Raw genomic sequence first — 21,415 nt, 5'->3', positions numbered from 1 at the left:
GTTTTGTCGCTGTGAGTCAGATCTGAATTTGGTCTGAATTACGCCGGTGACATCTCTCACCTCGTGATTTTCTGTGCTTCAACGCGTTGTCCACTTTCCGTATTTATTGGGAGAACGGGCACATGCTGAGTGCTTTTAAATTAGAAAACAGCCGCTTATCCCGTTTAGAGCTGGACGAGTCAGACGATCTCAAAACCTCATTGTGGGTGGATTTGGTTGAACCTGACGAACAGGAGCGCGAACGCGTTCAATGTGAATTAGGGCAAAGCCTGGCGACGCGTCCTGAACTGGACGACATCGAAGCCTCCGCACGTTTCTTTGAAGACGAAGACGGTCTGCACATTCACTCCTTTTTCTATTACGAAGACGCTGAAGATCACGCGGGTAACAGCACCGTCGCCTTTACCGTGCGCGAAGGGCGTCTTTATACCCTGCGCGAGCGCGAATTACCGGCGTTTCGACTCTACCGTATGCGCGCCAGAAACCAAAAACTGGTCGATGGGAATGCGTACGAACTGCTGCTGGACTTGTTCGAAACCAAAATCGAACAGCTGGCGGATGAAATTGAAAACATCTACAGCGATTTGGAAAAACTCAGCCGGGTGATTATGGAAGGGCATCAGGGCGACGAATATGACGCTGCGCTTTCCACGCTGGCGGAGCTGGAAGATATCGGCTGGAAAGTCCGCTTGTGCCTGATGGATACCCAGCGCGCACTGAACTTTCTGGTGCGTAAAGCCCGTTTACCGGCAGGTCAGCTGGAGCAGGCGCGCGAAGTATTACGCGATATCGAATCCCTGCTGCCGCACAACGAATCCCTGTTCCAGAAAGTAAACTTCCTGATGCAGGCGGCGATGGGCTTTATCAACATCGAACAGAACCGCATCATCAAGATTTTCTCGGTGGTTTCCGTGGTATTCCTGCCGCCAACGCTGGTGGCCTCCAGCTACGGGATGAACTTCGAATTCATGCCTGAACTGAAATGGTCCTTCGGGTATCCGGGCGCTATTGCGCTGATGATCCTCGCCGGCCTGGCACCTTATCTGTACTTCAAACGTAAAAACTGGCTGTAACCGGCCAGACAAAATTTCCCCCTCTTGCGCCTTGCCGCGGCGGGGGATTCCGTCTTTGTTGTGTCTTTGCGGTTCCCTCTCCTGTTTGAAATATGTTAATAAAGAGCGCTGAACTCTCTTAAAAACAGACCAACTGCCATGTTGATGGAAAGGATGGCTCCGGCGGGCCAGTGGATAATCCTCGTCGTTTCCTCGCTGATTCTCGGTATTATATTTCAAGCATTCCATGTCCCGGCTGCGTTGTTGCTCGGGCCGATGATTGTCGGCGTGCTGATGGGGCTGCTGGGCGCCAGTGTGCGCATTCACCCGTTGTTCTTCAAAATCTCGCAGGGCGTGCTGGGCTGCATGATTGCGCAAAGCCTTTCGCCATCCATTTTGCCTCCGCTTCTGAATGACTGGCCGCTGGTGCTGATGGTGCTGGTGGCGACGCTGCTGGCCAGCGGGCTTTCCGGCTGGCTGCTGGTGCGGTTCAGCCAGTTACCCGGCCCGACCGGTGCGTGGGGCTCTTCCCCCGGCGGTGCCAGCGCAATGGTGGCGATGGCCGGTGATTTCGGTGCGGACGTTCGTCTGGTGGCATTTATGCAGTATCTGCGCGTGTTGTTTGTTGCGACCGCTGCCGCATTTGTCGCCCGTATGGCGATGGGCGACGGCGCGTCGCTTGCCGCTGCGGTCGTGTGGTTTCCGCCGCTGACGTGGCGTTTCTTTGCCACCGTTTTTCTGGCGCTGGCCGGTGTCTGGCTCGGGCCGCGTTTGCGTATCCCTTCCGGCGCGCTGCTGCTTCCGGCCGTCGTCGGCGCGGTGCTGCATTCCACCGGCACTGTCACTTTAGAAGTGCCCGAATGGCTGCTGGCGATGGCATACACGCTGATTGGCTGGAGCGTTGGCCTGCGGTTCACCCGGCCCATCTTCAAGCTGGCGCTGCGTACGTTGCCGCAGATGATTGCGTCGATTATCGGCCTGATGCTGATTTGCGGGGGAATGGCGTGGGTGCTGACGAAATTACTGCATGTGGATATGCTCACGGCGTATCTGGCGACCAGCCCCGGAGGGCTGGACACCGTCGCGATTATTGCGGCGGGAAGTCATGCGGATTTGGGCTTTGTGATGGCGATGCAGACGTTGCGTCTGATCACCATCCTGGCTACCGGTCCCGCGATGGCGCGTTTTATATCACGCAGCGCTGTGCCCGCTTCTTCCTCGTCTTAGGCGGCCTTGCGTGTAAAGTGCATCGCCAATAAAGAACAGCAGCCCGATCCAGATAAAACCGAACGTAATCAACTGGGAAGGGTGAACGGTTTCACCGTAGAACACCACCGCCAGCAGGAACATCAGCGTCGGGCCGAGATACTGGAAAAAGCCCAGCGTTGAAAGCTTCAGGCGGGCAGCGGCAGCGGTGAAGAACAGCAGCGGAATAGTAGTAATAATCCCTGCGGCCATCAGCATTAAGTCCAGCGACCACGGATTAGCGGCCAGATTGCTGGTCGGGCTGTTGGCGATAAAGAACAGATAGACTCCCGCAACCGGCAGCAGCCACAGCGTTTCAATCAGCATACCGGTCTGGGAATCCACACCGATTTTTTTACGCAGCAGACCGTAAAAGGCAAACGTCAGTGACAGACCGATGGCAATGATCGGCACAGAGCCAAATAACCACACCTGTACCAGTACTCCGGCAAACGCCAGCGCCACGGCAAACCATTGCAAACTGCGGAACCTTTCCCGCAAAAACAGCATCCCCAGCACCACATTCACCAGCGGATTGATAAAGTAGCCGAGGCTGGCTTCGAGAATGTGGTCATGGTTAATGGCCCAGATGAAAATCAGCCAGTTCCCACCGACAAGCAGGGCAGTAATCAGTAACATCCCGACTTTCTTCGGTTGTGCCAGTACCCGCCGGACGTCGCCCCAGCTGCGGCTGACGGAGAGCAGCACTAACATAAAGAAGAATGACCAGATCACCCGGTGAGTCAGAATTTCGTCAGCAGGCACCTGTCTGATGAGCTTGAAGTACGCCGGAGCGATCCCCCAGATCAGATAGGCAATAAAGGCAAAAATAATGCCCTGCCGGGTACGGTGTGCGTCCATGAGGTACCTGAAAAAGAGTAGGGAAAGAAGCGGAGTTTACCCGATTTCAGCCGACCATATAGGTCGCCGTGGTCGTGGCAATGTGTACGCCGGTATCGTTGTGCAGATCAACACGCGCCACGGACACTTTATTCCCGGCGCGGACCAGACTCGCGGACGCAATAAAGTAGTCGCCACGGCCCGGACGCAGATAATCCACACGTAAATCGATGGTGCCCATTTTCGACAGCCGCTGACGCATTTCCGCTTCCAGCAGAGGATGGTCGGGTTTATCGCGGCGGATAAGCGAACTGGTTACGCAGACCAGACCGGCGGCGACATCCAGCACCGCGGCAATTACGCCGCCATGCAGAATTTTTTGTGCCGCATTGCCCACCAGTTTAGTCTGATTGGAAAATTTCAGCTCAGCGTAATCAACGTCAAGGCGTTTAAGTTCAAGCCCAAGTTCGCGGTTAAACGGCATGTCATAAACGAAAATATTGCCGATCAGTTGCAGGGCAGCCTCGTGGCTGAGGGATGAAGCAGACATGGAGTGATTCCTGACGAAAATGTAAGACGCGTATGTTCGCCGAAAAAGTTAACGGGATGTTGATTTTAGGTGCGGAAGAAAGGGAATTCCAGAGTGCGACCGATAAATGTATTCAGTGGTCATGTAGAAATGTATTTGTGTGTAAAATGTCCCGCTTTGGATTTCCGGACTTAAGTCTGCAGGAAAACGGCCAGGTAGCGGGCCAATAAACAATAACTCATTTTAAAATTTTAGGGCGAGGGTAAGGAAAATGCGTAAAATTTGGGCTGTCGGTGCCGCCATTCTGGCGTTGCCAGCGTTGAGCTATGCGGCTGAAGCCACCATTCAGGAAGTGCATGATAAACCGGCTGTTCGTGGCAGCATTATCGCCAGTATGTTGCAGGATCACGACAACCCGTTCACGCTTTATCCTTATGAATCAAACTATTTGCTGTATACCGATACCAGCAATATTAACAAAAAAGCCATTCAGTCTTATGACTGGGCGGACAATGCCAAGCACGATGAAGTTGAGTTCCAGCTGAGTCTGGCATTCCCGCTGTGGCGTGGTATCGCCGGGGATAACTCGGTGCTCGGCGCGTCTTATACGCAGAAATCGTTCTGGCAGCTTTCCAACCGTGGTGAATCTTCACCGTTCCGCGAAACTAACTATGAGCCGCAACTGTTCCTGGCCTGGGCGACGGATTACGACTTCCTGGGATGGACGTTACGCGAAGCCGAATACGGCGTGAATCACGATTCCAACGGACGTTCTGACCCGACTTCGCGCAGCTGGAACCGCGTCTATGCGCGCTTTATGGCGCAGCACGGCAACTGGCAAGTCGATGTCAAACCCTGGTATCGCCTGCCGGAAAGTGACAAAAATGACGATAATCCGGACATCACCAAATACATGGGATATTACCGTCTGAAAGTCGGGTATGCCCTCGGTGACAGCGTGTTCAGCGTGGAAAGCCGTTACAACTGGAACACCGGCTACGGCGGCGCGACAACGGGCTGGAGCTATCCGATCAGCAAACACGTTCGCTTCTACACGCAGGTGTTCAGCGGTTACGGCGAATCGTTGATCGACTACAACCACAAGCAAACTCGCGTCGGTGTCGGTATCATGCTTAACGACATGATGTAATATCCGTCATACTCAGGTTGCATGCCCTTTGGCTGCAACCTGAATTATTTAGGGTATATTATGTCGGTGCAGTACAGCCCCGGCGGCTTTAGGGTTTAGCCGGGTGGTTTGAACAGTTGGGGAATTGAGTGTCTACGGCGGCAGTGATAAACAAAGAAGAGCTGGCTCATCAGGTATTACGCGATACCTTCGGCTATCAGCAATTCAGACCAGGCCAGCAAACTATCATCAACACCGCCATTTCTGGCCGTGATTGTCTGGTAGTGATGCCCACAGGCGGCGGTAAATCGCTGTGCTATCAAATCCCCGCACTGGTGATGGACGGCCTGACGCTGGTCGTTTCGCCGCTCATTTCCCTGATGAAAGATCAGGTCGATCAGCTGATGGCGGCAGGTGTTGAAGCCGGTTGCCTGAACTCGACACAAACCCGTGAGCAACAGCTGGAAGTGATGGCTGGTTGCCGCGCGGGGCGCATCAAAATGCTGTATATCGCGCCGGAACGTCTGATGATGGGCGATTTCCTCGAACAGCTGCAACAGTGGAATCCGGCGATGCTCGCCGTCGATGAAGCCCACTGTATTTCTCAATGGGGCCACGATTTCCGTCCGGAATATCGCGCGCTCGGCCAGCTGAAACTGCGTTACCCGCAATTACCGGTGATCGCGCTGACCGCGACCGCCGATGAAGCCACCCGTAACGACATTGTTCGTCTGCTTGAGCTGAACGATCCGCTGATTCAGGTCAGCAGTTTTGACCGTCCGAATATCCGTTACACGCTGGTGGAAAAATTTAAACCGCTCGATCAGCTGATCCGCTTTGTGCAGGATCAGCGCGGCAAAAGCGGCATTATTTACTGTAACAGCCGTGCCAAAGTTGAAGACACCGCCGCGCGATTGCAAAGCCGCGGGCTAAGTGTTGGCGCGTATCACGCCGGACTGGATAACGAAACCCGCGCCCGCGTGCAGGAAGGGTTTCAGCGCGACGACCTGCAAATTGTGGTCGCGACCGTCGCATTCGGGATGGGCATCAACAAGCCTAACGTCCGTTTTGTGGTGCACTTCGATATTCCCCGCACCATTGAGTCTTATTATCAGGAAACGGGCCGTGCCGGACGTGATGGTCTGCCCGCCGAAGCGGTGCTGTTGTACGATCCGGCGGATATGGCCTGGCTGCGCCGCTGTCTGGAAGAAAAACCGGCCGGTGCGCAACAGGATGTGGAACGCCACAAACTGAATGCGATGAACGCATTTGCCGAAGCGCAAACCTGCCGCCGTCTGGTGCTGCTTAACTATTTTGGTGAAGGCAAACAAAATGCCTGCGGCAACTGCGACGTGTGCCTGGATCCGCCAAAACGCTACGATGGCCTGCTGGACGCGCAAAAAGCGCTGTCGGTGGTGGCGCGCGTCGGGCAACGCTTTGGTTTGGGTTACGTGGTCGAAGTACTGCGCGGCTCGAACAACCAACGTATCCGCGAATACGGCCACGAAAAACTGACCGTCTACGGCATCGGTAAAGAGCACAGCAATGAGCACTGGACCAGCGTGGTACGCCAGCTGATCCATCTCGGGCTGATTACTCAGAACATCGCCATGCATTCGGCGCTACAACTGACCGAATCTGCCCGTCCGGTATTGCGCGGCGAAATTCCGTTGCAACTGGCGGTGCCACGTATTCAGACGCTCAAAATTAAAAGCAGTGCCAGCCAGAAAACTTATGGCGGGAATTACGACCGTAAGCTGTTTGCCAAATTGCGTAAACTGCGTAAGTCGCTGGCGGACGACAATAATGTGCCGCCGTACGTGGTCTTCAATGACACGACGCTGCTGGAAATGGCCGAACATCTGCCTGTCAGTCCAGGTGATTTGCTGGATATCACCGGCGTCGGTCAGCGTAAGCTGGAGAAATTTGGTCGGCCATTTATGAATATGATCCGTGACCATATCGATAACGGTGACGAATAAGAATTCTGTTTCCTACACATAACACTGAGAGTTGATCATGCTGATGTTATTCCTGACGGTTGCGATGGTTCATCTGATCGCGCTGATGAGTCCGGGACCGGACTTCTTCTTTGTTTCACAAACTGCCGCCAGCCGGTCACGTAAAGAAGCCATGATGGGCGTGATTGGCATTACGCTGGGCGTGCTGGTCTGGGCGGCGGTTGCGCTGATGGGTTTACACTTAATTCTGCAAAAAATGGCCTGGCTGCATCAGATCATCACCGTCGGTGGTGGCCTGTATCTGTGCTGGATGGGCTGGCAGTTGCTGAAATCCGCACGGGCTAAAAAGCAGAATGGCGATGAAACGCCGGTGGTTCTGCCCGCGCGTGGCCGGACTTTTATGCGCGGCCTGCTGACCAACCTCTCGAACCCGAAAGCCGTGATTTACTTCGGCAGCGTGTTTTCCATGTTCGTCGGTGACAGCGTCAGCGGCGGCGAGCGGCTGGGTATCTTCCTGCTGATCGTGGTGGAAACGCTGGCGTGGTTCTCTTTAGTGGCGATGGTGTTTGCGCTGCCGAAAATGCGTCGCGGGTATCAGCGTTTAGCGAAATGGATCGACGGCGTGGCAGGTGTGGTTTTCGCTGGCTTCGGTATTGCGCTGATCGTAAATCGCTGATTAAAACGTTCTGCATAAAAAAGGGTCCGGTGATTTGCCGGACCCTTTTTTGCATTTCAGCGAATTACACTTTTCGCGCACTCGCCAGCAACACGCCCACCAGCATAAACAGCGAGCCAAAGATGCGGTTCAGCAACTGCATTTGTTTTGGCGCTTTTACCCAGTTAGCGATTCGGGTCGCCAGCGTCGCGTAACCGATCATCACAATGATATCGACGACCACGGTGGTGACGCCCAATACCACGTATTGTGCAGCCTGTGGCTGGTGCGGAATGATAAACTGCGGGAATAATGCGGCCAGGAACACAATGCTTTTGGGATTGGTCAGATTCACCAGAATGGCGCGTTTGAACAAACGGCGGCGCGGCATACTGCTGGCGAGTGCGTTCAGGTCAATTGCACCGGCAGAACGCCACTGGCAAATACCCAGCCAGATCAGGTACGCCGCGCCCAGCCATTTGAGAATTTCAAAGGCCATCAGCGAGGATGAAATCAGCGCCCCGAGTCCGATACCGACCAGCACGATGTGAATGGCCAGACCGAGTTGTAATCCGGCAATCGAGGCTACGGCACCACGATAGCCGTGGCTGATGCCCGTGCTCATGGTATTAATCGCACCGGAACCGGGTGATAAACTTAAAATAGAAGTGGTGAGCAGGTAGGTTAACCACCAGTCCAGTGTCATTGCGGGACTCCCTGAGTACGTTTTAGGTTGTTTTATGGCACAATACGCCATTGTCTATAATTGCGCTATAGCTCACAAATAACACTTTCCTCCTGCCTGTCTGACGACGTTGGATCATTGAATGCCTGTGAATTATGCGAAGTGGTTAACACGCGAGAAGGAGTTTGCAGCCTTTGCGACCGGGCCTTTGCTGGATTTCTGGCGAACGCGCGAAGAGGGTGAGTTTAGCGGCGTTGATGATGTGCCGATCCGCTACGTCCGCTTTTGTTCGCCTGAGCACGATAAAGTCATCGTGGTGTCACCGGGGCGTATTGAAAGCTACGTAAAATATCCTGAAGTAGCCTACGATTTATTCCATTGCGGCTACGATGTCATGATTGTCGATCACCGCGGTCAGGGGCGTTCCGGGCGGATGCTTGACGATCCGCATTGCGGTCACGTGAAACACTTTGATGATTATGTCGAAGATTTTGACCGCTTTTATCAGCTGGAGATTGCGACGCGTCAGTATGCGAAAAAGTTCGCGCTGGCACACTCCATGGGTGGTGCGATTCTGGCGCTGTATCTGGCGAAAAATCCGCAGAATTTCGATGCCGCGGCGTTACTCGCGCCGATGACCGGTATCTATCTTCCGATGCCCGGCTGGGTTTCGCGCCGTATTCTTAACTGGGCGGAAAATCGTCCGGTTCGCCGTGACGGCTATGCGCTGGGTACCGGACACTGGCGGCCGCTGCCGTTTGTGGTGAATCAGCTGACGCACAGCCGCGCACGTTATCGCCGCAATCTGCGCTTTTATGCTGATTATCCGGAGTTGCAGGTCGGCGGACCGACCTATCACTGGGTGCGTGAAGGCATTGAGGCGGGGATGCATATCCTGAAAGAAGCCGAAAAAATCACCACGCCGGTTCTGTTATTGCAGGCGAGCGAAGACCGCGTAGTGGATAACCGGTCCCATCTTGCTTTTTGTCAGGCCATGGCCGTTGCGGGACATCCTTGTGAAGGGGAAAAACCGCTGGTCATTGAAGGCGCGCGCCATGAGATCCTGTTTGAACGGGACGACCTGAGGGCACAGGCGCTGGACGCTATCATGCGCTTTTTTGCGCGACAGCTTTAATCCGCGGTTCGCCGCGCACAACTCCATCAGAGGTTAGAACCTAACGCTATGTACCATGTTGTTGCTTCCGATTTAGATGGCACGCTGCTATCACCTGATCATACCCTGAGCCCGTTCGCCAAAGAGACGCTGAAACTGCTGACTCAGCGCGACGTGCATTTCGTGTTCGCCACCGGGCGTCACCATATCGACGTGGCGCAGATGCGCGATAATCTGGAAATCAGTGCGTACATGATCACCTCCAACGGTGCGCGTGTGCATAACACTGACGGCGATCTGATTTTCTCGCACAATCTGGATGAAGACATTGCCAGAGACCTGTTCGGCATCATGCATAACAACCCGGATATTCTGACCAACGTTTATCGCAACGATGACTGGTACATGAACCGGGACCGCGCCGATCAGGATGATTTCTTCCGTGAATCCGTCTTCAAATACAAATTGTATGAACCGGGTTTGCTGGAAACCGACGGCATCTGCAAAGTGTATTTCACCTGTGAAGATCATGAAAAACTGTTGCCGCTGGAAGAAGCCATCAACGCGCGCTGGGGCGACCGTGTCAACGTCAGCTTCTCATTGCCGGTATGTCTGGAAGTGATGGCGGGTGGCGTATCGAAAGGCCACGCGCTGGAATATGTTTCTAAGCTGATGGGCTATTCGCTGAAAGATTGCATCGCCTTTGGTGACGGTCTGAATGACCTCGAAATGCTGTCGATGGCCGGTAAAGGGTGCCTGATGAGTGGCTCATTGCCACGTCTGAAAGCTGCCCTGCCGGATGCGGAAATTATCGGCTCCAACGCCGACGACGCCGTGCCGCATTACCTGCGTAAGATGTATCTTGCACAAGAAAGCTGATCTGCTGTAAATCCAGCGTCATAAAAACGAAAGCAGGGCGTTTGCCCTGCTTTGCTAATCTTATTACCCTCTTAAATCAGACGCGTCCGGCCAGCTGTGCTTTGTGTTTATTTTCACTCAGCATGGTCAGCAACAGCAGCACAACGGCCAGCACGCAACCGGCTATCATCACGATAAAACCGCCGTCCCAGCCAAAGTAGTCCACGGTATAACCGACAATCGCACTTGCGGCGACTGAGCCGCCGAGATAACCAAACAGACCGGTAAAGCCTGCCGCCGTCCCCGCCGCTTTCTTCGGTGCCAGTTCCAGCGCATGTAAACCAATCAGCATGACCGGGCCATAAATCAGGAAGCCGATGGTGATCATACAAGCCATATCGATACCCGGATTACCGACCGGATTGAGCCAGTAAATCACGGTGGCGATCGTCACCAGCACCATAAAGAATACGCCGGTTGCGCCACGATTCCCTTTGAAGACTTTATCCGACATCCAGCCGCACAGCAGCGTGCCCGGTATACCGGCATATTCATACAGGAAATACGCCCACGAGGATTTATCCAGCGCAAAATGCTTCACTTCTTTCAGGTAAGTCGGTGACCAGTCCAGAATGCCGTAACGCAGCAGATAGACAAACACGTTAGCCAGGGCGATGTACCACAGCAATTTGTTCGGCAAAATGTACTGCATGAAAATCTGTTTCGCCGTCAGTTCCTGCTCGGAAGACTCTTTTACATAGTCCGGCGGATAATCGTTTTTGTATTCTTCAATCGGCGGCAGACCACAAGATTGTGGCGTATCGCGCATGGTCATGAAGGCGAATACCGCCAGCAGAATAGCGCCGAAAGCAGGCATATAAAGCGCCGCGTGCCAGTCGTTAAACCACGCCATACCCAGCAGGAACAGCAGCGGGGGAATACCACCGCCGACGTTATGCGCACAGTTCCATACAGACACCACGCCGCCGCGTTCTTTCTGCGACCACCAGTGGACCATGGTGCGACCGCACGGCGGCCAGCCCATCCCCTGAAACCATCCGCACAGGAACAGCAGTACAAACATAATGGCGATGCTCGACGTTGCCCATGGCACGAAGCCCATAAACAACATCACCGCCGCGGCCAGAATCAGACCAGCAGGCAGGAAAACGCGCGGATTCGAGCGGTCAGAGACCGACCCCATAATAAATTTTGAGATGCCGTAGGCAATAGAAATCCCGGACAGCGCAAAGCCTAAATCACCCCGGGAAAAGCCCTGATCAATCAGATAAGGCATGGCCAGGGCGAAGTTTTTGCGCACCAGATAGTAGGCCGCATAACCGAAGAAAATCCCCATGAAGATTTGCCAGCGGAGACGGCGGTAAAGCGGATCGACGTGAGCCTCATCAACAGGAGCTTTGTGGGGCGCGGGTTTAAAGATACTGAGCATAAATGCCTCCGATGGCATAAATCAGGTCGGACTCATCGTGAGTCACGAACGAAATGGCGGAGCCAGTGTGTTCCAAAACGAACATCATTTTAGCTATTCGCGCACAAACGAACTGTGATTTATGACGGAATTGTTACATTTATATTACATCTGAGGCAGATTTTGTGAGTACGAGTAACAGCATAAGACAAAAAAGGCGGAGCCTGAGCTCCGCCTGATATTTTCACAACATCTGAATTTACTGAATTTTCAACGTATTAATAATCGCTTCGGCATCGGTCTGTGCCTGTTGCTGATTATCTGCTGGTAGCGTGATTTGCATGGTCAGCAAATGGCTGTCGACTTTGCCCAGCACGATAGAGGAATACGCTTTCTGACCGGCAGAGGTGATGACGCTGTCGTACTGCTGCAACGTCTGGCCGTTCACCTGAATGGATTTATTGGTGACGACTTGCAGATTGGTATCACGCGCTTTTTGCTGATCCTGTAAACGACCCGCCAGAACGTCCAGTGACTCGGTGGTGTTATCACCCAGGATCACAATCACCGCTTTCTGGCCGGTGCTGTCTGCGTAGACGTGCATATTGTTTGCCTGAGTGCCCAGCTTACCGCTCTGGTCGCTCATTCCCTGCGGCAGGGAGAAAGTGACTTTACCTTCCAGCAGGCTGACCGGCGTGGTCGCTGCCGTCGCTGCGGCCGCTGGCGCACCTTTATCTGCGGCAGGTGCATCGGTGGTTTTACCGTCACACGCAGCCAGACCGGCGATCAGTACTGCCATTCCCATCATTTTCGCGATATTACGCATCGGGCTTCCTTAAGTGGCCTGTCTATCAGGCTTACATGTTGACTTAACAGTCGTTATGGCAACCTATTCAGGCCACAAATGCAAGTCAGATTATGGCGCGATTTGTGTTTTACCAGAGCCCTGTTCAGTGTGCGCGGATAGCCGAATGCGGGTTATGTCCCTGTGCGGATAAACGCTTAAGCAGCATATTCAGCAGCATGCCGTACATCGGCAGGAAGAACACCAGGCAGATCAGCACTTTGAAGCTGTAATCCACCAGCGCGATTTCTACCCAGTGCGCCGCCATAAAGGCATCGGTACTTTTGTAGAACGCGATGAAGAAGAAGGACAACGTATCACTGATATTGCCGAGGAACATCGAGGCGACCGGCGCAATCCACCAGCGGCGGTTCTGGCGCAGGCGGTTAAACACGTGAACGTCGAGGATTTGTCCCAGCACGTAAGCCATAAAGCTGGCGGTCGCGATGCGGGCTACCATGATGTTCAGGCTACTGAGCGCTTCAACGCCCTGCCACTGTGCTTCAAAGAACAGCGCGGAAATCACGTAAGAGATTGCCAGTGCCGGGATCATGACGGAAAGGATAATCCGTCGTGCCAGCGGTGCGCCAAAGATTCGCACCGTGAGATCGGTAGCCAGGAAAATAAACGGAAAAGTGAACGCGCCCCAGGTGGTATGGAAACCAAAAATGGAGACAGGCAGCTGAACCAGATAGTTGCTGGACGTAATGATGGCAATGTGGAATAGAGAAAGCCATATCAACGCGGAAAACCGCTGCTGAGCAGTAAAAGAGTACATAGATGTGACCTTTTTTTATAAAGAAATTGGGGTGAGGGAACCCAAACGTATTTTTACTTCTGCAGTGAGTCATCACGTGCGGCGCGCATATTACCTGTTTGCGCATCGTTTGCGCAACAGCTTCAATGGTTAATTTTAGCGCAATGCGCCTTGTTTGTTGCACCAGAAAACCAGCGGGTTAAACTGTCGCGCATTCACGTATGAAGATGTTGAGACACGAAATGAACAACCCCTTTATCAATCCCGACCATCAGCTTGATGCGCTGGGACTGCGTTGCCCGGAACCTGTAATGATGGTTCGCAAAACGGTGCGCACCATGAAAGACGGCGAAACGCTGCTGATCATCGCCGATGATCCGGCAACGACTCGCGATATTCCCGGATTCTGTCGCTTTATGGAACACCGGCTTTTAGCGTCTGATACTGAAAACCTGCCGTACCGCTATTTGCTGTGCAAAGGTCTGGTGGAAAAACAGGGCTGATTGCTCAGCCCTGACGGTCAGTGTGATTTCTTGCGCAACAGCCGCAGGGCATTGGCGGTGACTAGCGCCGTGGCGCCGGAATCGGCCAGCACCGCCAGCCATAAACCGGTCAGCCCCATAATGGTGGTCACCAGAAATATCGCCTTCAGCCCCAGCGCAATCGTAATGTTCTGACGGATATTCGCCCGCGTTGCGCGTGACAAACTGATCATCTGCGCCAGCCCGCTCAGGCGGTTGTGCGTCAGCGCCGCGTCGGCGGTTTCCAGCGCAACGTCAGTGCCACTTCCCATCGCAATCCCTATCCTAGCGGCTTTCATGGCCGGCGCATCGTTAATGCCGTCGCCGACCATCGCCACCGGTTTAACTGCATTCAGCGCGGTGACCGCCGAGACTTTATCCGCTGGCAGCAGGCCTGCACGGAAATCAATGCCCAGCCGGTCGGCAATGTTTTTCGCTGCACGCGGATTGTCGCCGGTGAGCATTACCGCCGACACGCCGAGGGCTTTGAGCTTCTGCAAGGCTTCTGCGGCGTCATCACGCAGGCGGTCCTGCATTGCAATCAGGCCGATGGCGTTATCTTCCTGCAAAACAACCACCACGGTGTTCCCGGTGGATTCCCAGTCAGTAATTTGCGCAAGGGTTTCTGTTGTTAGCGTATTTTCTGCCACACTTTTTGGAGTCAGCACCTGAACTTTACGGCCAGAAACAATGCCCTCCACGCCTGTACCGGCCAGCGCACGGCGATCCTGCGCCGTAAGCGGTAAAGGATTACTGATTTTTGCACGGGCTAAAATCGCCTGCGCCAGCGGGTGATGCGAACCTTCTTCGACCGCCGAGGCCAGACTTAACACTTCGCCTTCACTGATACCGTTCAGGGTTACAACGTGGGTGACTTCTGGTTTCCCTTCGGTCAGCGTACCGGTTTTATCCAGCGCGACGGTCTGAATGAGTGCCAGCTGTTCCAGCGCTGCACCGCCTTTGATTAATGCGCCCTGGCGGGTCGCTGCGGCCAGCCCGGAGGTGATCGCCGCCGGCGTCGAAATCACCAGCGCACAAGGGCAGCCAATCAGCAGCAACGTCAGCCCGCGGTAAATCCAGGTTTCCCATGAAAGTCCCATCGCCAGCGGGGGAACGATAATCACCAGCAGCGCCATCAGCATAATGACCGGCGTGTAATAGCGGCTGAAAGTATCGAGGAAACGCTCGATAGGCGCACGGCGTTCGTCAGCTTCTTCAATCAGTTGCAGGATGCGGTCGATGGCGCTGTTGCCGGGCGCGGAAGCCACTTCAAGGCGCGCCAGACGGTCAACGCACAGGCTTCCCGCCGGGACTTTTTCGCCGGGCTGATGTTCAACAGGCACTGATTCGCCGGTTAATGCGCTTTCATCGAAACTGGCGTGGCCTTGTAAAATGGCGTCTGCGGGCAGGCGCGCGCCCGCTGCGATCTCAATGATATCGCCGGGGCGCAGGCTGCTGACCGGCACCGTTTCTGTTTTGTCATTTACCACGCGTACGGCGGTATCCGGGATCAGCGCCATCAGGGATTTCACGCCACTTCGTGCGCGGCTCGAGGCGAAGGATTCCAGACGCTCGCCCACCATAAACAGCAGCAACACCATCGCGGCTTCGGCGGTTGCACCAATGAGCAGCGCACCGAGCGCCGCAATACTCATCAGCGTTTCGATGGCAAAAGGCGAACCGGAGCGCGTCTGGCGGATGGCCTGAAGGAGCACCGGCCTCAATCCCACCAGTGTGGTGGCGATAAACGCAATTTTACCCATTTGCGGGTTGAAATGATCGAGCGCCCAGCTCAGCAGCATCAGCACCGACAGGACGATCAGCGGCAGCATTTCTTTCAGACGTGACTCTTCCGCTTCCGGGATATTTTGTTTGTTATCGAGAGATTGCAGGGTGAATCCTGCGGCGGTAACGGCATTCTGCACGTTTTTTGTGATATCAAAACCGGCATCAATGACCAGTTTTTCAGTAGCAAAAAGCACTCTGGCGCGGTTTACGCCATCAAGGCCTGCAACAGAATTTTCGATTTTGCGGGCGCACGCCGGGCAATCCATTCCTTCCACCTTCCAGCTGTATTGATGGCTGGCGGAAAGCGGCGCGCTGGGGTCATCTTCGCCCGGCGAGCCTTCTGCGCTGCCATCGTCGGAAGTGTGTGAGTGCTCACCTGTTTTCGGAGTGCAGCAGCTGTCGGACGCCGTAGCGCAAGCTGATGCCGCCAGCGGAGCTTTGTCACTGCAACAGCCCGCAGGATGTGTGCCGGACTGCGCGGGCATGCTGATTTTGTTGATATGCAGTGCAGGCGCGCGTTTGCCCTGACATCCGCAGTTACAGCTGTTGTTATTTTTCATTGGGATCATAAAGCCTCCGGTTCGAAACCGAGTGGAATTACTCCCAGTGTAAACCCTGGAGTCAGCTCTAAGGTCAATAACAATTTCGAGATAGCGGAACCAGAACGATTCCGCCGCAGGAATTTACAGGTAAAGCGACCGGACAATCAGGAAGTGACCGCCGAAATAACACGCGGCAACCAGTGCGTCGGAGGCGCGGAAAGTGAAGCGATAACGGCTGGTGAGCCAGAAAATATTCCCCAGCAACAGCAGCGCAGCGCCGCAAAACAGCGAGAACGCCATGTCGGTGCTGCGCGCGAAATACTGTTCACCCGCCAGCCAGACCATCAGCAGCGTCATCGCGATGTAAGTGGTCACTGCCCAGCGAAGTTCCGCCAGGCGCGTCCAGATCACCGCCAGTAATATCGCGCCGATAATCAGCAGCGTCAGCGGTAAAGGCCAGAAGAACGTAATCGTCATCTGGCTGGCAAAACTGAGCGTATACAGCAGATGCGAGAGGAAGAACGCGCCGATGGCGTACATAAACCGCTCTTCCGGCAGCAACAGCAGACCGTCGGCAACCAGCGTCGCGGCCAGACCCAGCAGGATCAGATAGCTGTAAACATTGAGCGTCGGTGCCTGCCAGGCAAGTAAAAGCAGCAATAATAAGGTGACGGGTTTGAATACCCAGCGTTGCCAGCGCGGGCCGCGATAGCTGGCGTCAACGAACAACCAGCCTGAGAAAAATACTGCGAGGAATGGCCAACTCATTGTTTATCCTTTTATATCTAAAAAACAGAAGATAAAACCAACGCAAGGATCTGCCTTCAGGAAAACACATCCTGGTTTCCCGTACTTATTCTCAGTGTAGGAGAGGCGCGGTGCCGCAGACAATCAGAAATAACCTTATCAGGCCGTCTGTTCAGGCAGAGTTGAAGAATAGCAGCCGCAGAGGGGCTTTTTACGGCGCACTACGCGCCGTAAAACGGGGATTACTTCTTGGTGGGCAACGGAGGCTGTTTTTTCTGCCAGGCCAGCAATTCAAACACGCCGAACAGGAAAATACGGGTTTGCAGCCAGCCACCAATGGTGTCCTTTTCCTTGCCCTGCGTGGCTTTGAGCAACATCACCTGCAAGCCGTGCATGAAAAACATGAACACAATCGCCACATCTAAAAAATACTTGATCGGTTTCGGGAAAGGGTGAATCAGGTTAAACGCCAGAAACGCCCAAATACACAACATCAACAACCGACCAATATTGATCAACATCTTACAGCTCCTGTTCTGGTGAGCCGGTTTCAGGCGTCACATCGCGATGGTAAAGGCGATAAGCAACTTGTCCGGCGACTTTCTCACGATGTAAACGCCAGCTGGCAGGCACATCCAGAGTGTCGTGTTCGGCTTCTGTTTCGACATAAATCCAGGCTTCGTCTGCCAGCCAGTTATTTTGCTCCAGCAGATTCAGCGTGTCTTGCAGAATACCTTTACGGAAAGGCGGATCGAGGAAAACCACATCAAAGGCATTCCCGGCTTTTGCCAGCCAGTTCAATGTATTGACGTTAAGGACTTGCGCATCTTTGGCGTTTAGCAGCGCCAGGTTTTTCTCTAACTGTTGCGCAACCGGGCGCTCAAACTCCAGCAGGGTGGCGCTGGCGGCGTAGCGCGATAACGCTTCCAGACCGAGTGCGCCGCTGCCTGCAAAACAGTCCAGACAATGTGCGCCCTGCAAAACCGGCGCGAGCCAGTTAAACAGCGTTTCGCGCACGCGATCGGTGGTCGGGCGCAGTCCCGGACTGTGTGGAACCGGAAGTTTGCGTCCGCGCCAGAGACCGCCAATAATTCGGATCTGGCCTGCGGCTGGAGTGTTGGGTTTCTTTGCCATAGTTCGCTTGTGTAATCCAAAGCCGTCGGGCTTCGTTGCATATCGTTTGGAGGGCTATTCTACCGGTGTGCGGGCATTGGGCAAATGTTTAACATTGTCGATTGAAAAACCACCGGAATTCACTACGCGGGCGTGTTGCCGGAAGGGGAAAGTGATAGACTGCCCGACCATAACCCGATTAATAATCCGTTCGCCAATCATTAGCGGCGAGGAGTGAAGTTGTAAAATGGCAAAAGATAAAAAACGCGGTTTCTTCTCCTGGTTTGGCCGTGGCCGTCAGGAAGAAGAGCAGCAGAAGGAAGAAATCCGCGAAGAACCGCCGGTTGCCGAAGCGCTACGGAGCGATACGCCTGCACAGGAAGCGCCACCGGCACCTGAAGAATCTCACGAACAGGCGGCGGCGGAACTGGCCGAAGAAATTGTTCACATCACCGAACAGGTCGCTGCGCAGCCCGTTGCTGAAACGCCTGTGGTTGCAGAAGTCGTCACCGAAGAACCGGTCATTGAAGAAACCGTCGCCGAAGAACCGGTGCTGGTTGAAGAACAGGTTGTTGAAGACGAATTCGTTGAGTCAGCCGCTGAGATTGCAGAAGACGCCCGCGAAGATTCTCTCGACGCCGTCGACGACAGCCTGGTGGTGGAAGATCACGTTGCTGAAGAAGAACCTGTTGAAGACGCGCCGCTGCCTGTTGCGCTCGATCCTATCGTTGTGCTGCCTGCCGGTGAAACTGAGCAGGAACGTCCGACCAAAGAAGGTTTCTTTGCCCGCCTGAAACGCAGTCTGGTCAAAACTAAGCAGAATCTCGGCTCCGGTTTTGTCGGGTTGTTCCGCGGTAAAAAAATCGACGACGATCTGTTTGAAGAACTGGAAGAACAACTGCTGATCGCCGACGTTGGTGTTGAAACCACGCGTAAAATCATCACTTCGCTGACCGAGCACGCTTCGCGCAAGCAGCTGAAAGACGCCGATGCGCTCTACGGCAAGCTGAAGGAAGAAATGTCCGAAATTCTGGCGAAAGTTGACGAGCCACTGGATGTCAGCGGAAAAACCCCGTATGTCATTCTGATGGTTGGCGTGAACGGCGTCGGTAAAACGACCACCATCGGTAAGATGGCGCGTCAGTTTGAAGCGCAGGGCAAATCTGTGATGCTGGCGGCGGGTGATACTTTCCGTGCGGCCGCTGTTGAACAGCTGCAGGTCTGGGGCCAGCGCAACAAGATCCCGGTGATTGCCCAGCATACCGGTGCCGATTCCGCTTCCGTGATTTTCGATGCCATTCAGGCGGCGAAGGCCCGTAATATCGACGTACTGATCGCCGATACCGCCGGGCGTTTGCAGAACAAAGCGCACCTGATGGAAGAGCTGAAGAAAATAGTTCGTGTGATGAAAAAGCTCGACGAAGATGCGCCGCATGAAGTGATGCTGACGCTCGACGCCAGTACCGGCCAGAATGCCGTCAGTCAGGCAAAATTGTTTAACGAAGCGGTCGGGCTAACCGGCATTACGTTGACTAAACTGGACGGCACCGCAAAAGGCGGCGTGATATTCGCCATCGCCGATCAGTTCAGTATCCCGATACGTTATATCGGTGTCGGCGAAGGTATCGAAGATTTGAGGCCGTTTAAGGCAGACGATTTTATTGAGGCACTTTTTGCCCGAGAGGATTAATACGGATGATTCGCTTTGAACAGGTCAGTAAAGCTTATCTGGGCGGACGACAGGCGCTTCAGGGCGTCAATTTTCACATCCAGCAAGCGGAAATGGCATTTCTGACCGGACACTCTGGCGCGGGTAAAAGTACCCTGCTCAAGCTGATTTGCGGCATTGAGCGCCCGAGTGCCGGACACATTTTGTTTGGCGGCCATGACATCAGCCGTCTGAAATCCAGCGAAGTGCCGTTCCTGCGTCGTCAGATCGGCATGATCTTTCAGGATCACCATCTGCTGATGGATCGCACTGTGTATGACAACGTGGCAATGCCGCTGATCATTTCCGGCGCCAGCAGTGAAGATATCCGCCGTCGTGTTTCAGCGGCGCTGGATAAAGTCGGGTTGCTGGATAAAGCCAAAAACCTGCCGATTCAGTTATCCGGTGGTGAACAACAGCGCGTGGGCATTGCCCGCGCCGTCGTGAACAAGCCTGCGGTGCTGCTGGCGGATGAACCGACCGGTAACCTCGACGGCGAATTGTCGGAAGGCATTTTGCGTCTATTCGAAGAATTTAACCGCGTGGGCGTCACCGTTCTGATGGCGACGCATGATGTGGGTCTGATTGCCCGTCGAAATTATCGCACGCTGACGCTGAGTCAGGGGCGTATGTCGTCGGGAGGGGTGTACTAATGGCGAACAGTCCTAACCCGGCGAAAACCGCAAAAAGCGCACGCGCTGCGAAAAGTAAAGCATTGCAGGGTGGCTGGCGCGAACAGTGGCGCTATGCGTGGATGAACGCGCTGGCTGACATGCTGCGTCAGCCGCTGGCGACATTGCTCACGGTGATGGTCATCGCGATTTCCCTGACGCTGCCGAGTGTCTGTTATCTGGTGTGGAAAAACGTCAGTACTGCGGCTGAACAGTGGTATCCGACGCCGCAGCTGACGGTGTATCTCGACAAAGCACTGGATGATGACGCCGCAGAAAACGTGGTGAAAACCCTCAAAACTGAAGCGGGCGTGGATAAAGTCAATTATCTCTCCCGTCAGGAAGCGATGGGTGAATTCCGCAACTGGTCAGGCTTTGGCGGCGCAATGGATATGCTCGAACAGAATCCGCTGCCTGCCGTGGCTATCATCACCCCAAAAATGAATTTCCAGGACTCCGCCACGCTGAACACCCTGCGCGATCGCGTTGCGGCGGTTCACGGTGTGGATGAAGTGCGTATGGATGACAGCTGGTTTGCCCGCCTTGCGGCGCTGACCGGTCTGGTGGGGCAAATTGCCGCGATGATTGGCGTGCTGATGGTGATTGCTGTCTTCCTGGTCATTGGTAACAGTGTGCGACTGAGTATCTTCAGCCGTCGCGATACCATCAACGTTATGAAGCTGATTGGTGCGACCGATGGCTTCATTTTAAGGCCGTTCCTGAACGGTGGCGCGATGCTCGGTTTTACCGGCGCGTTGTTGTCGCTGATCCTGTCGGAAGTGCTGGTACTGCGCCTTGAGAGCGTGGTGACGCAAGTCGCGCAAGTGTTCGGCACGACCTTTGATCTGCACGGTTTGGGCTGGGACGAAAGTCTGTTGCTGTTGATCGTGTCCGCAATGATTGGCTGGATTGCGGCGTGGCTGGCGACCGTTCAACATTTACGGCGATTTACACCACAGTAGCGAGAATTTGCTATAATGTCCCCCTGCTGCTCAGTAATTGTGTCTCAGGGGGAAGCTGTTTTCGGCCTTTCCGCCACATCATTTCCCTGCTTTCTCCGCAATGGCACAAATTCACTATCCAATAGTCAGTCTGTCACATACAGTCGTCAGACTGTTGAATCCGGCCGTGAACTTTATGTAAAATTCGGGGTCGAATAGCAGCGGATATTAAGGGCTCGGCGTTGCTTCTGTGGTCGCCAGATGGCACACAGCGTAGCGGTATCAT

The 21,415-nt window shown here is 54.3% G+C and carries 21 protein-coding genes; 11 read left to right on the top strand and 10 right to left on the bottom strand.

The window, feature by feature from the left end:
• The first annotated feature begins 122 nt into the window (after positions 1-122).
• Complete coding sequence (gene corA, locus M2403_RS23575; protein ID WP_104924058.1) at positions 123-1,073, top strand: magnesium/cobalt transporter CorA; 951 nt, start codon at positions 123-125, stop codon at positions 1,071-1,073.
• A 138-nt stretch (positions 1,074-1,211) separates the two neighbouring features.
• Positions 1,212-2,279, top strand: a complete 1,068-nt coding sequence (locus tag M2403_RS23570; RefSeq protein WP_405047855.1) for an AbrB family transcriptional regulator — start codon at positions 1,212-1,214, stop codon at positions 2,277-2,279.
• Here M2403_RS23570 and rarD read toward each other — a convergent pair.
• Entirely contained in the window at positions 2,244-3,158 is a 915-nt protein-coding gene (gene rarD / locus M2403_RS23565) for an EamA family transporter RarD (protein WP_259231141.1), read from the bottom strand. The two genes, M2403_RS23570 and rarD, sit on opposite strands and share 36 nt — an antisense overlap.
• 46 nt (positions 3,159-3,204) lie before the next feature.
• Positions 3,205-3,687: a thioesterase family protein gene (locus tag M2403_RS23560; RefSeq protein WP_152324780.1), complete on the bottom strand. Its 483-nt coding sequence runs from the start codon at positions 3,685-3,687 to the stop codon at positions 3,205-3,207.
• A 250-nt stretch (positions 3,688-3,937) separates the two neighbouring features.
• Between M2403_RS23560 and pldA the strand changes: the two genes are divergently transcribed.
• The 3 genes from pldA (at position 3,938) to rhtC (ending at position 7,432) form a co-directional block, all read left to right on the top strand.
• On the top strand, positions 3,938-4,816 hold the full coding sequence (pldA, locus tag M2403_RS23555) for a phospholipase A (RefSeq protein WP_152324781.1): 879 nt from the start codon (positions 3,938-3,940) through the stop codon (positions 4,814-4,816).
• A gap of 128 nt (positions 4,817-4,944) precedes the next feature.
• Entirely contained in the window at positions 4,945-6,777 is a 1,833-nt protein-coding gene (recQ, locus tag M2403_RS23550) for an ATP-dependent DNA helicase RecQ (RefSeq protein WP_165061894.1), read from the top strand.
• Between the two features lie 37 nt (positions 6,778-6,814).
• Positions 6,815-7,432 (top strand): threonine export protein RhtC, encoded by a 618-nt coding sequence (rhtC, locus tag M2403_RS23545; protein WP_165061892.1) that lies wholly within the window; start codon positions 6,815-6,817, stop codon positions 7,430-7,432.
• A 64-nt stretch (positions 7,433-7,496) separates the two neighbouring features.
• On the opposite strand, the gene rhtB is transcribed toward rhtC, so the two are convergent.
• Positions 7,497-8,117 carry a homoserine/homoserine lactone efflux protein gene (rhtB, locus tag M2403_RS23540; RefSeq protein ID WP_152324784.1) on the bottom strand — a complete coding sequence of 207 codons (621 nt, stop codon included), beginning with the start codon at positions 8,115-8,117 and terminating at the stop codon, positions 7,497-7,499.
• A gap of 121 nt (positions 8,118-8,238) precedes the next feature.
• Here rhtB and pldB point away from each other — a divergent pair, with 121 nt between their 5' ends.
• Positions 8,239-9,231, top strand: a complete 993-nt coding sequence (gene pldB, locus M2403_RS23535) for a lysophospholipase L2 (RefSeq protein ID WP_208951475.1) — start codon at positions 8,239-8,241, stop codon at positions 9,229-9,231.
• 48 nt (positions 9,232-9,279) lie between these two features.
• Positions 9,280-10,089, top strand: coding sequence for a sugar/pyridoxal phosphate phosphatase YigL (gene yigL, locus M2403_RS23530; protein ID WP_152324786.1), 810 nt, complete (start codon positions 9,280-9,282; stop codon positions 10,087-10,089).
• 76 nt (positions 10,090-10,165) lie between these two features.
• On the opposite strand, the gene glpT is transcribed toward yigL, so the two are convergent.
• The 3 genes from glpT to M2403_RS23515 all read right to left on the bottom strand — a co-directional run bounded on the left by glpT (position 10,166) and on the right by M2403_RS23515 (position 13,119).
• Entirely contained in the window at positions 10,166-11,518 is a 1,353-nt protein-coding gene (gene glpT, locus M2403_RS23525; protein WP_208951476.1) for a glycerol-3-phosphate transporter, read from the bottom strand.
• 238 nt (positions 11,519-11,756) lie between these two features.
• Complete coding sequence (locus tag M2403_RS23520) at positions 11,757-12,323, bottom strand: DcrB family lipoprotein (protein WP_165061883.1); 567 nt, start codon at positions 12,321-12,323, stop codon at positions 11,757-11,759.
• Between the two features lie 124 nt (positions 12,324-12,447).
• Positions 12,448-13,119, bottom strand: coding sequence for a 7-cyano-7-deazaguanine/7-aminomethyl-7-deazaguanine transporter (locus tag M2403_RS23515; protein ID WP_152324789.1), 672 nt, complete (start codon positions 13,117-13,119; stop codon positions 12,448-12,450).
• Between the two features lie 221 nt (positions 13,120-13,340).
• Between M2403_RS23515 and tusA the strand changes: the two genes are divergently transcribed.
• Complete coding sequence (gene tusA / locus M2403_RS23510) at positions 13,341-13,601, top strand: sulfurtransferase TusA (RefSeq protein WP_217153499.1); 261 nt, start codon at positions 13,341-13,343, stop codon at positions 13,599-13,601.
• Between the two features lie 17 nt (positions 13,602-13,618).
• Here the strand turns inward: tusA and M2403_RS23505 are convergent, their stop codons facing one another.
• The 4 genes from M2403_RS23505 to rsmD form a co-directional block, all read right to left on the bottom strand.
• Complete coding sequence (locus M2403_RS23505) at positions 13,619-15,976, bottom strand: zinc/cadmium/mercury/lead-transporting ATPase (RefSeq protein WP_259231138.1); 2,358 nt, start codon at positions 15,974-15,976, stop codon at positions 13,619-13,621.
• 114 nt (positions 15,977-16,090) lie between these two features.
• Entirely contained in the window at positions 16,091-16,717 is a 627-nt protein-coding gene (locus tag M2403_RS23500; RefSeq protein WP_101079422.1) for a lysoplasmalogenase, read from the bottom strand.
• A gap of 221 nt (positions 16,718-16,938) precedes the next feature.
• Positions 16,939-17,217: a DUF1145 family protein gene (locus tag M2403_RS23495; RefSeq protein WP_152324792.1), complete on the bottom strand. Its 279-nt coding sequence runs from the start codon at positions 17,215-17,217 to the stop codon at positions 16,939-16,941.
• 1 nt (position 17,218) lies between these two features.
• Positions 17,219-17,830, bottom strand: coding sequence for a 16S rRNA (guanine(966)-N(2))-methyltransferase (gene rsmD / locus M2403_RS23490; RefSeq protein ID WP_165061869.1), 612 nt, complete (start codon positions 17,828-17,830; stop codon positions 17,219-17,221).
• Between the two features lie 226 nt (positions 17,831-18,056).
• On the opposite strand from rsmD, the gene ftsY reads away from it, so the two are divergent.
• From ftsY to ftsX, 3 genes are read left to right on the top strand one after another with little or no spacing between them, the layout of a single operon-like run.
• On the top strand, positions 18,057-19,499 hold the full coding sequence (gene ftsY / locus M2403_RS23485; RefSeq protein WP_259231137.1) for a signal recognition particle-docking protein FtsY: 1,443 nt from the start codon (positions 18,057-18,059) through the stop codon (positions 19,497-19,499).
• Positions 19,500-19,504: 5 nt separating this feature from the next.
• Complete coding sequence (gene ftsE, locus M2403_RS23480) at positions 19,505-20,170, top strand: cell division ATP-binding protein FtsE (protein ID WP_152324795.1); 666 nt, start codon at positions 19,505-19,507, stop codon at positions 20,168-20,170.
• Complete coding sequence (gene ftsX, locus M2403_RS23475; RefSeq protein ID WP_259231136.1) at positions 20,170-21,150, top strand: permease-like cell division protein FtsX; 981 nt, start codon at positions 20,170-20,172, stop codon at positions 21,148-21,150. The genes ftsE and ftsX overlap by 1 nt, the downstream gene beginning before the upstream one ends.
• Positions 21,151-21,415: the final 265 nt, after the last annotated feature.

Source organism: Rahnella sp. BIGb0603 (assembly GCF_024808755.1).
In the GTDB taxonomy this organism is placed as follows: domain Bacteria; phylum Pseudomonadota; class Gammaproteobacteria; order Enterobacterales; family Enterobacteriaceae; genus Rahnella; species Rahnella contaminans.
Note: the sequence above shows the minus strand (reverse complement) of the source record. Positions and strands in the feature narration are given on the sequence as shown.

Excerpts from the sequence above, each read along its gene's own strand:
- M2403_RS23520 (WP_165061883.1), bottom strand. The coding sequence starts at position 12,323 with ATGCGTAATATCGCGAAAATGATGGGAATGGCAGTACTGATCGCCGGT.
- rsmD (WP_165061869.1), bottom strand. The coding sequence starts at position 17,830 with ATGGCAAAGAAACCCAACACTCCAGCCGCAGGCCAGATCCGAATTATT.
- yigL (WP_152324786.1), top strand. The coding sequence starts at position 9,280 with ATGTACCATGTTGTTGCTTCCGATTTAGATGGCACGCTGCTATCACCT.
- glpT (WP_208951476.1), bottom strand. The coding sequence starts at position 11,518 with ATGCTCAGTATCTTTAAACCCGCGCCCCACAAAGCTCCTGTTGATGAG.
- M2403_RS23495 (WP_152324792.1), bottom strand. The coding sequence starts at position 17,217 with ATGTTGATCAATATTGGTCGGTTGTTGATGTTGTGTATTTGGGCGTTT.
- rarD (WP_259231141.1), bottom strand. The coding sequence starts at position 3,158 with ATGGACGCACACCGTACCCGGCAGGGCATTATTTTTGCCTTTATTGCC.
- tusA (WP_217153499.1), top strand. The coding sequence starts at position 13,341 with ATGAACAACCCCTTTATCAATCCCGACCATCAGCTTGATGCGCTGGGA.
- M2403_RS23505 (WP_259231138.1), bottom strand. The coding sequence starts at position 15,976 with ATGATCCCAATGAAAAATAACAACAGCTGTAACTGCGGATGTCAGGGC.
- pldB (WP_208951475.1), top strand. The coding sequence starts at position 8,239 with ATGCCTGTGAATTATGCGAAGTGGTTAACACGCGAGAAGGAGTTTGCA.
- rhtC (WP_165061892.1), top strand. The coding sequence starts at position 6,815 with ATGCTGATGTTATTCCTGACGGTTGCGATGGTTCATCTGATCGCGCTG.
- M2403_RS23560 (WP_152324780.1), bottom strand. The coding sequence starts at position 3,687 with ATGTCTGCTTCATCCCTCAGCCACGAGGCTGCCCTGCAACTGATCGGC.
- ftsX (WP_259231136.1), top strand. The coding sequence starts at position 20,170 with ATGGCGAACAGTCCTAACCCGGCGAAAACCGCAAAAAGCGCACGCGCT.
- ftsE (WP_152324795.1), top strand. The coding sequence starts at position 19,505 with ATGATTCGCTTTGAACAGGTCAGTAAAGCTTATCTGGGCGGACGACAG.
- M2403_RS23500 (WP_101079422.1), bottom strand. The coding sequence starts at position 16,717 with ATGAGTTGGCCATTCCTCGCAGTATTTTTCTCAGGCTGGTTGTTCGTT.
- M2403_RS23570 (WP_405047855.1), top strand. The coding sequence starts at position 1,212 with ATGTTGATGGAAAGGATGGCTCCGGCGGGCCAGTGGATAATCCTCGTC.
- rhtB (WP_152324784.1), bottom strand. The coding sequence starts at position 8,117 with ATGACACTGGACTGGTGGTTAACCTACCTGCTCACCACTTCTATTTTA.
- ftsY (WP_259231137.1), top strand. The coding sequence starts at position 18,057 with ATGGCAAAAGATAAAAAACGCGGTTTCTTCTCCTGGTTTGGCCGTGGC.
- pldA (WP_152324781.1), top strand. The coding sequence starts at position 3,938 with ATGCGTAAAATTTGGGCTGTCGGTGCCGCCATTCTGGCGTTGCCAGCG.
- M2403_RS23515 (WP_152324789.1), bottom strand. The coding sequence starts at position 13,119 with ATGTACTCTTTTACTGCTCAGCAGCGGTTTTCCGCGTTGATATGGCTT.
- corA (WP_104924058.1), top strand. The coding sequence starts at position 123 with ATGCTGAGTGCTTTTAAATTAGAAAACAGCCGCTTATCCCGTTTAGAG.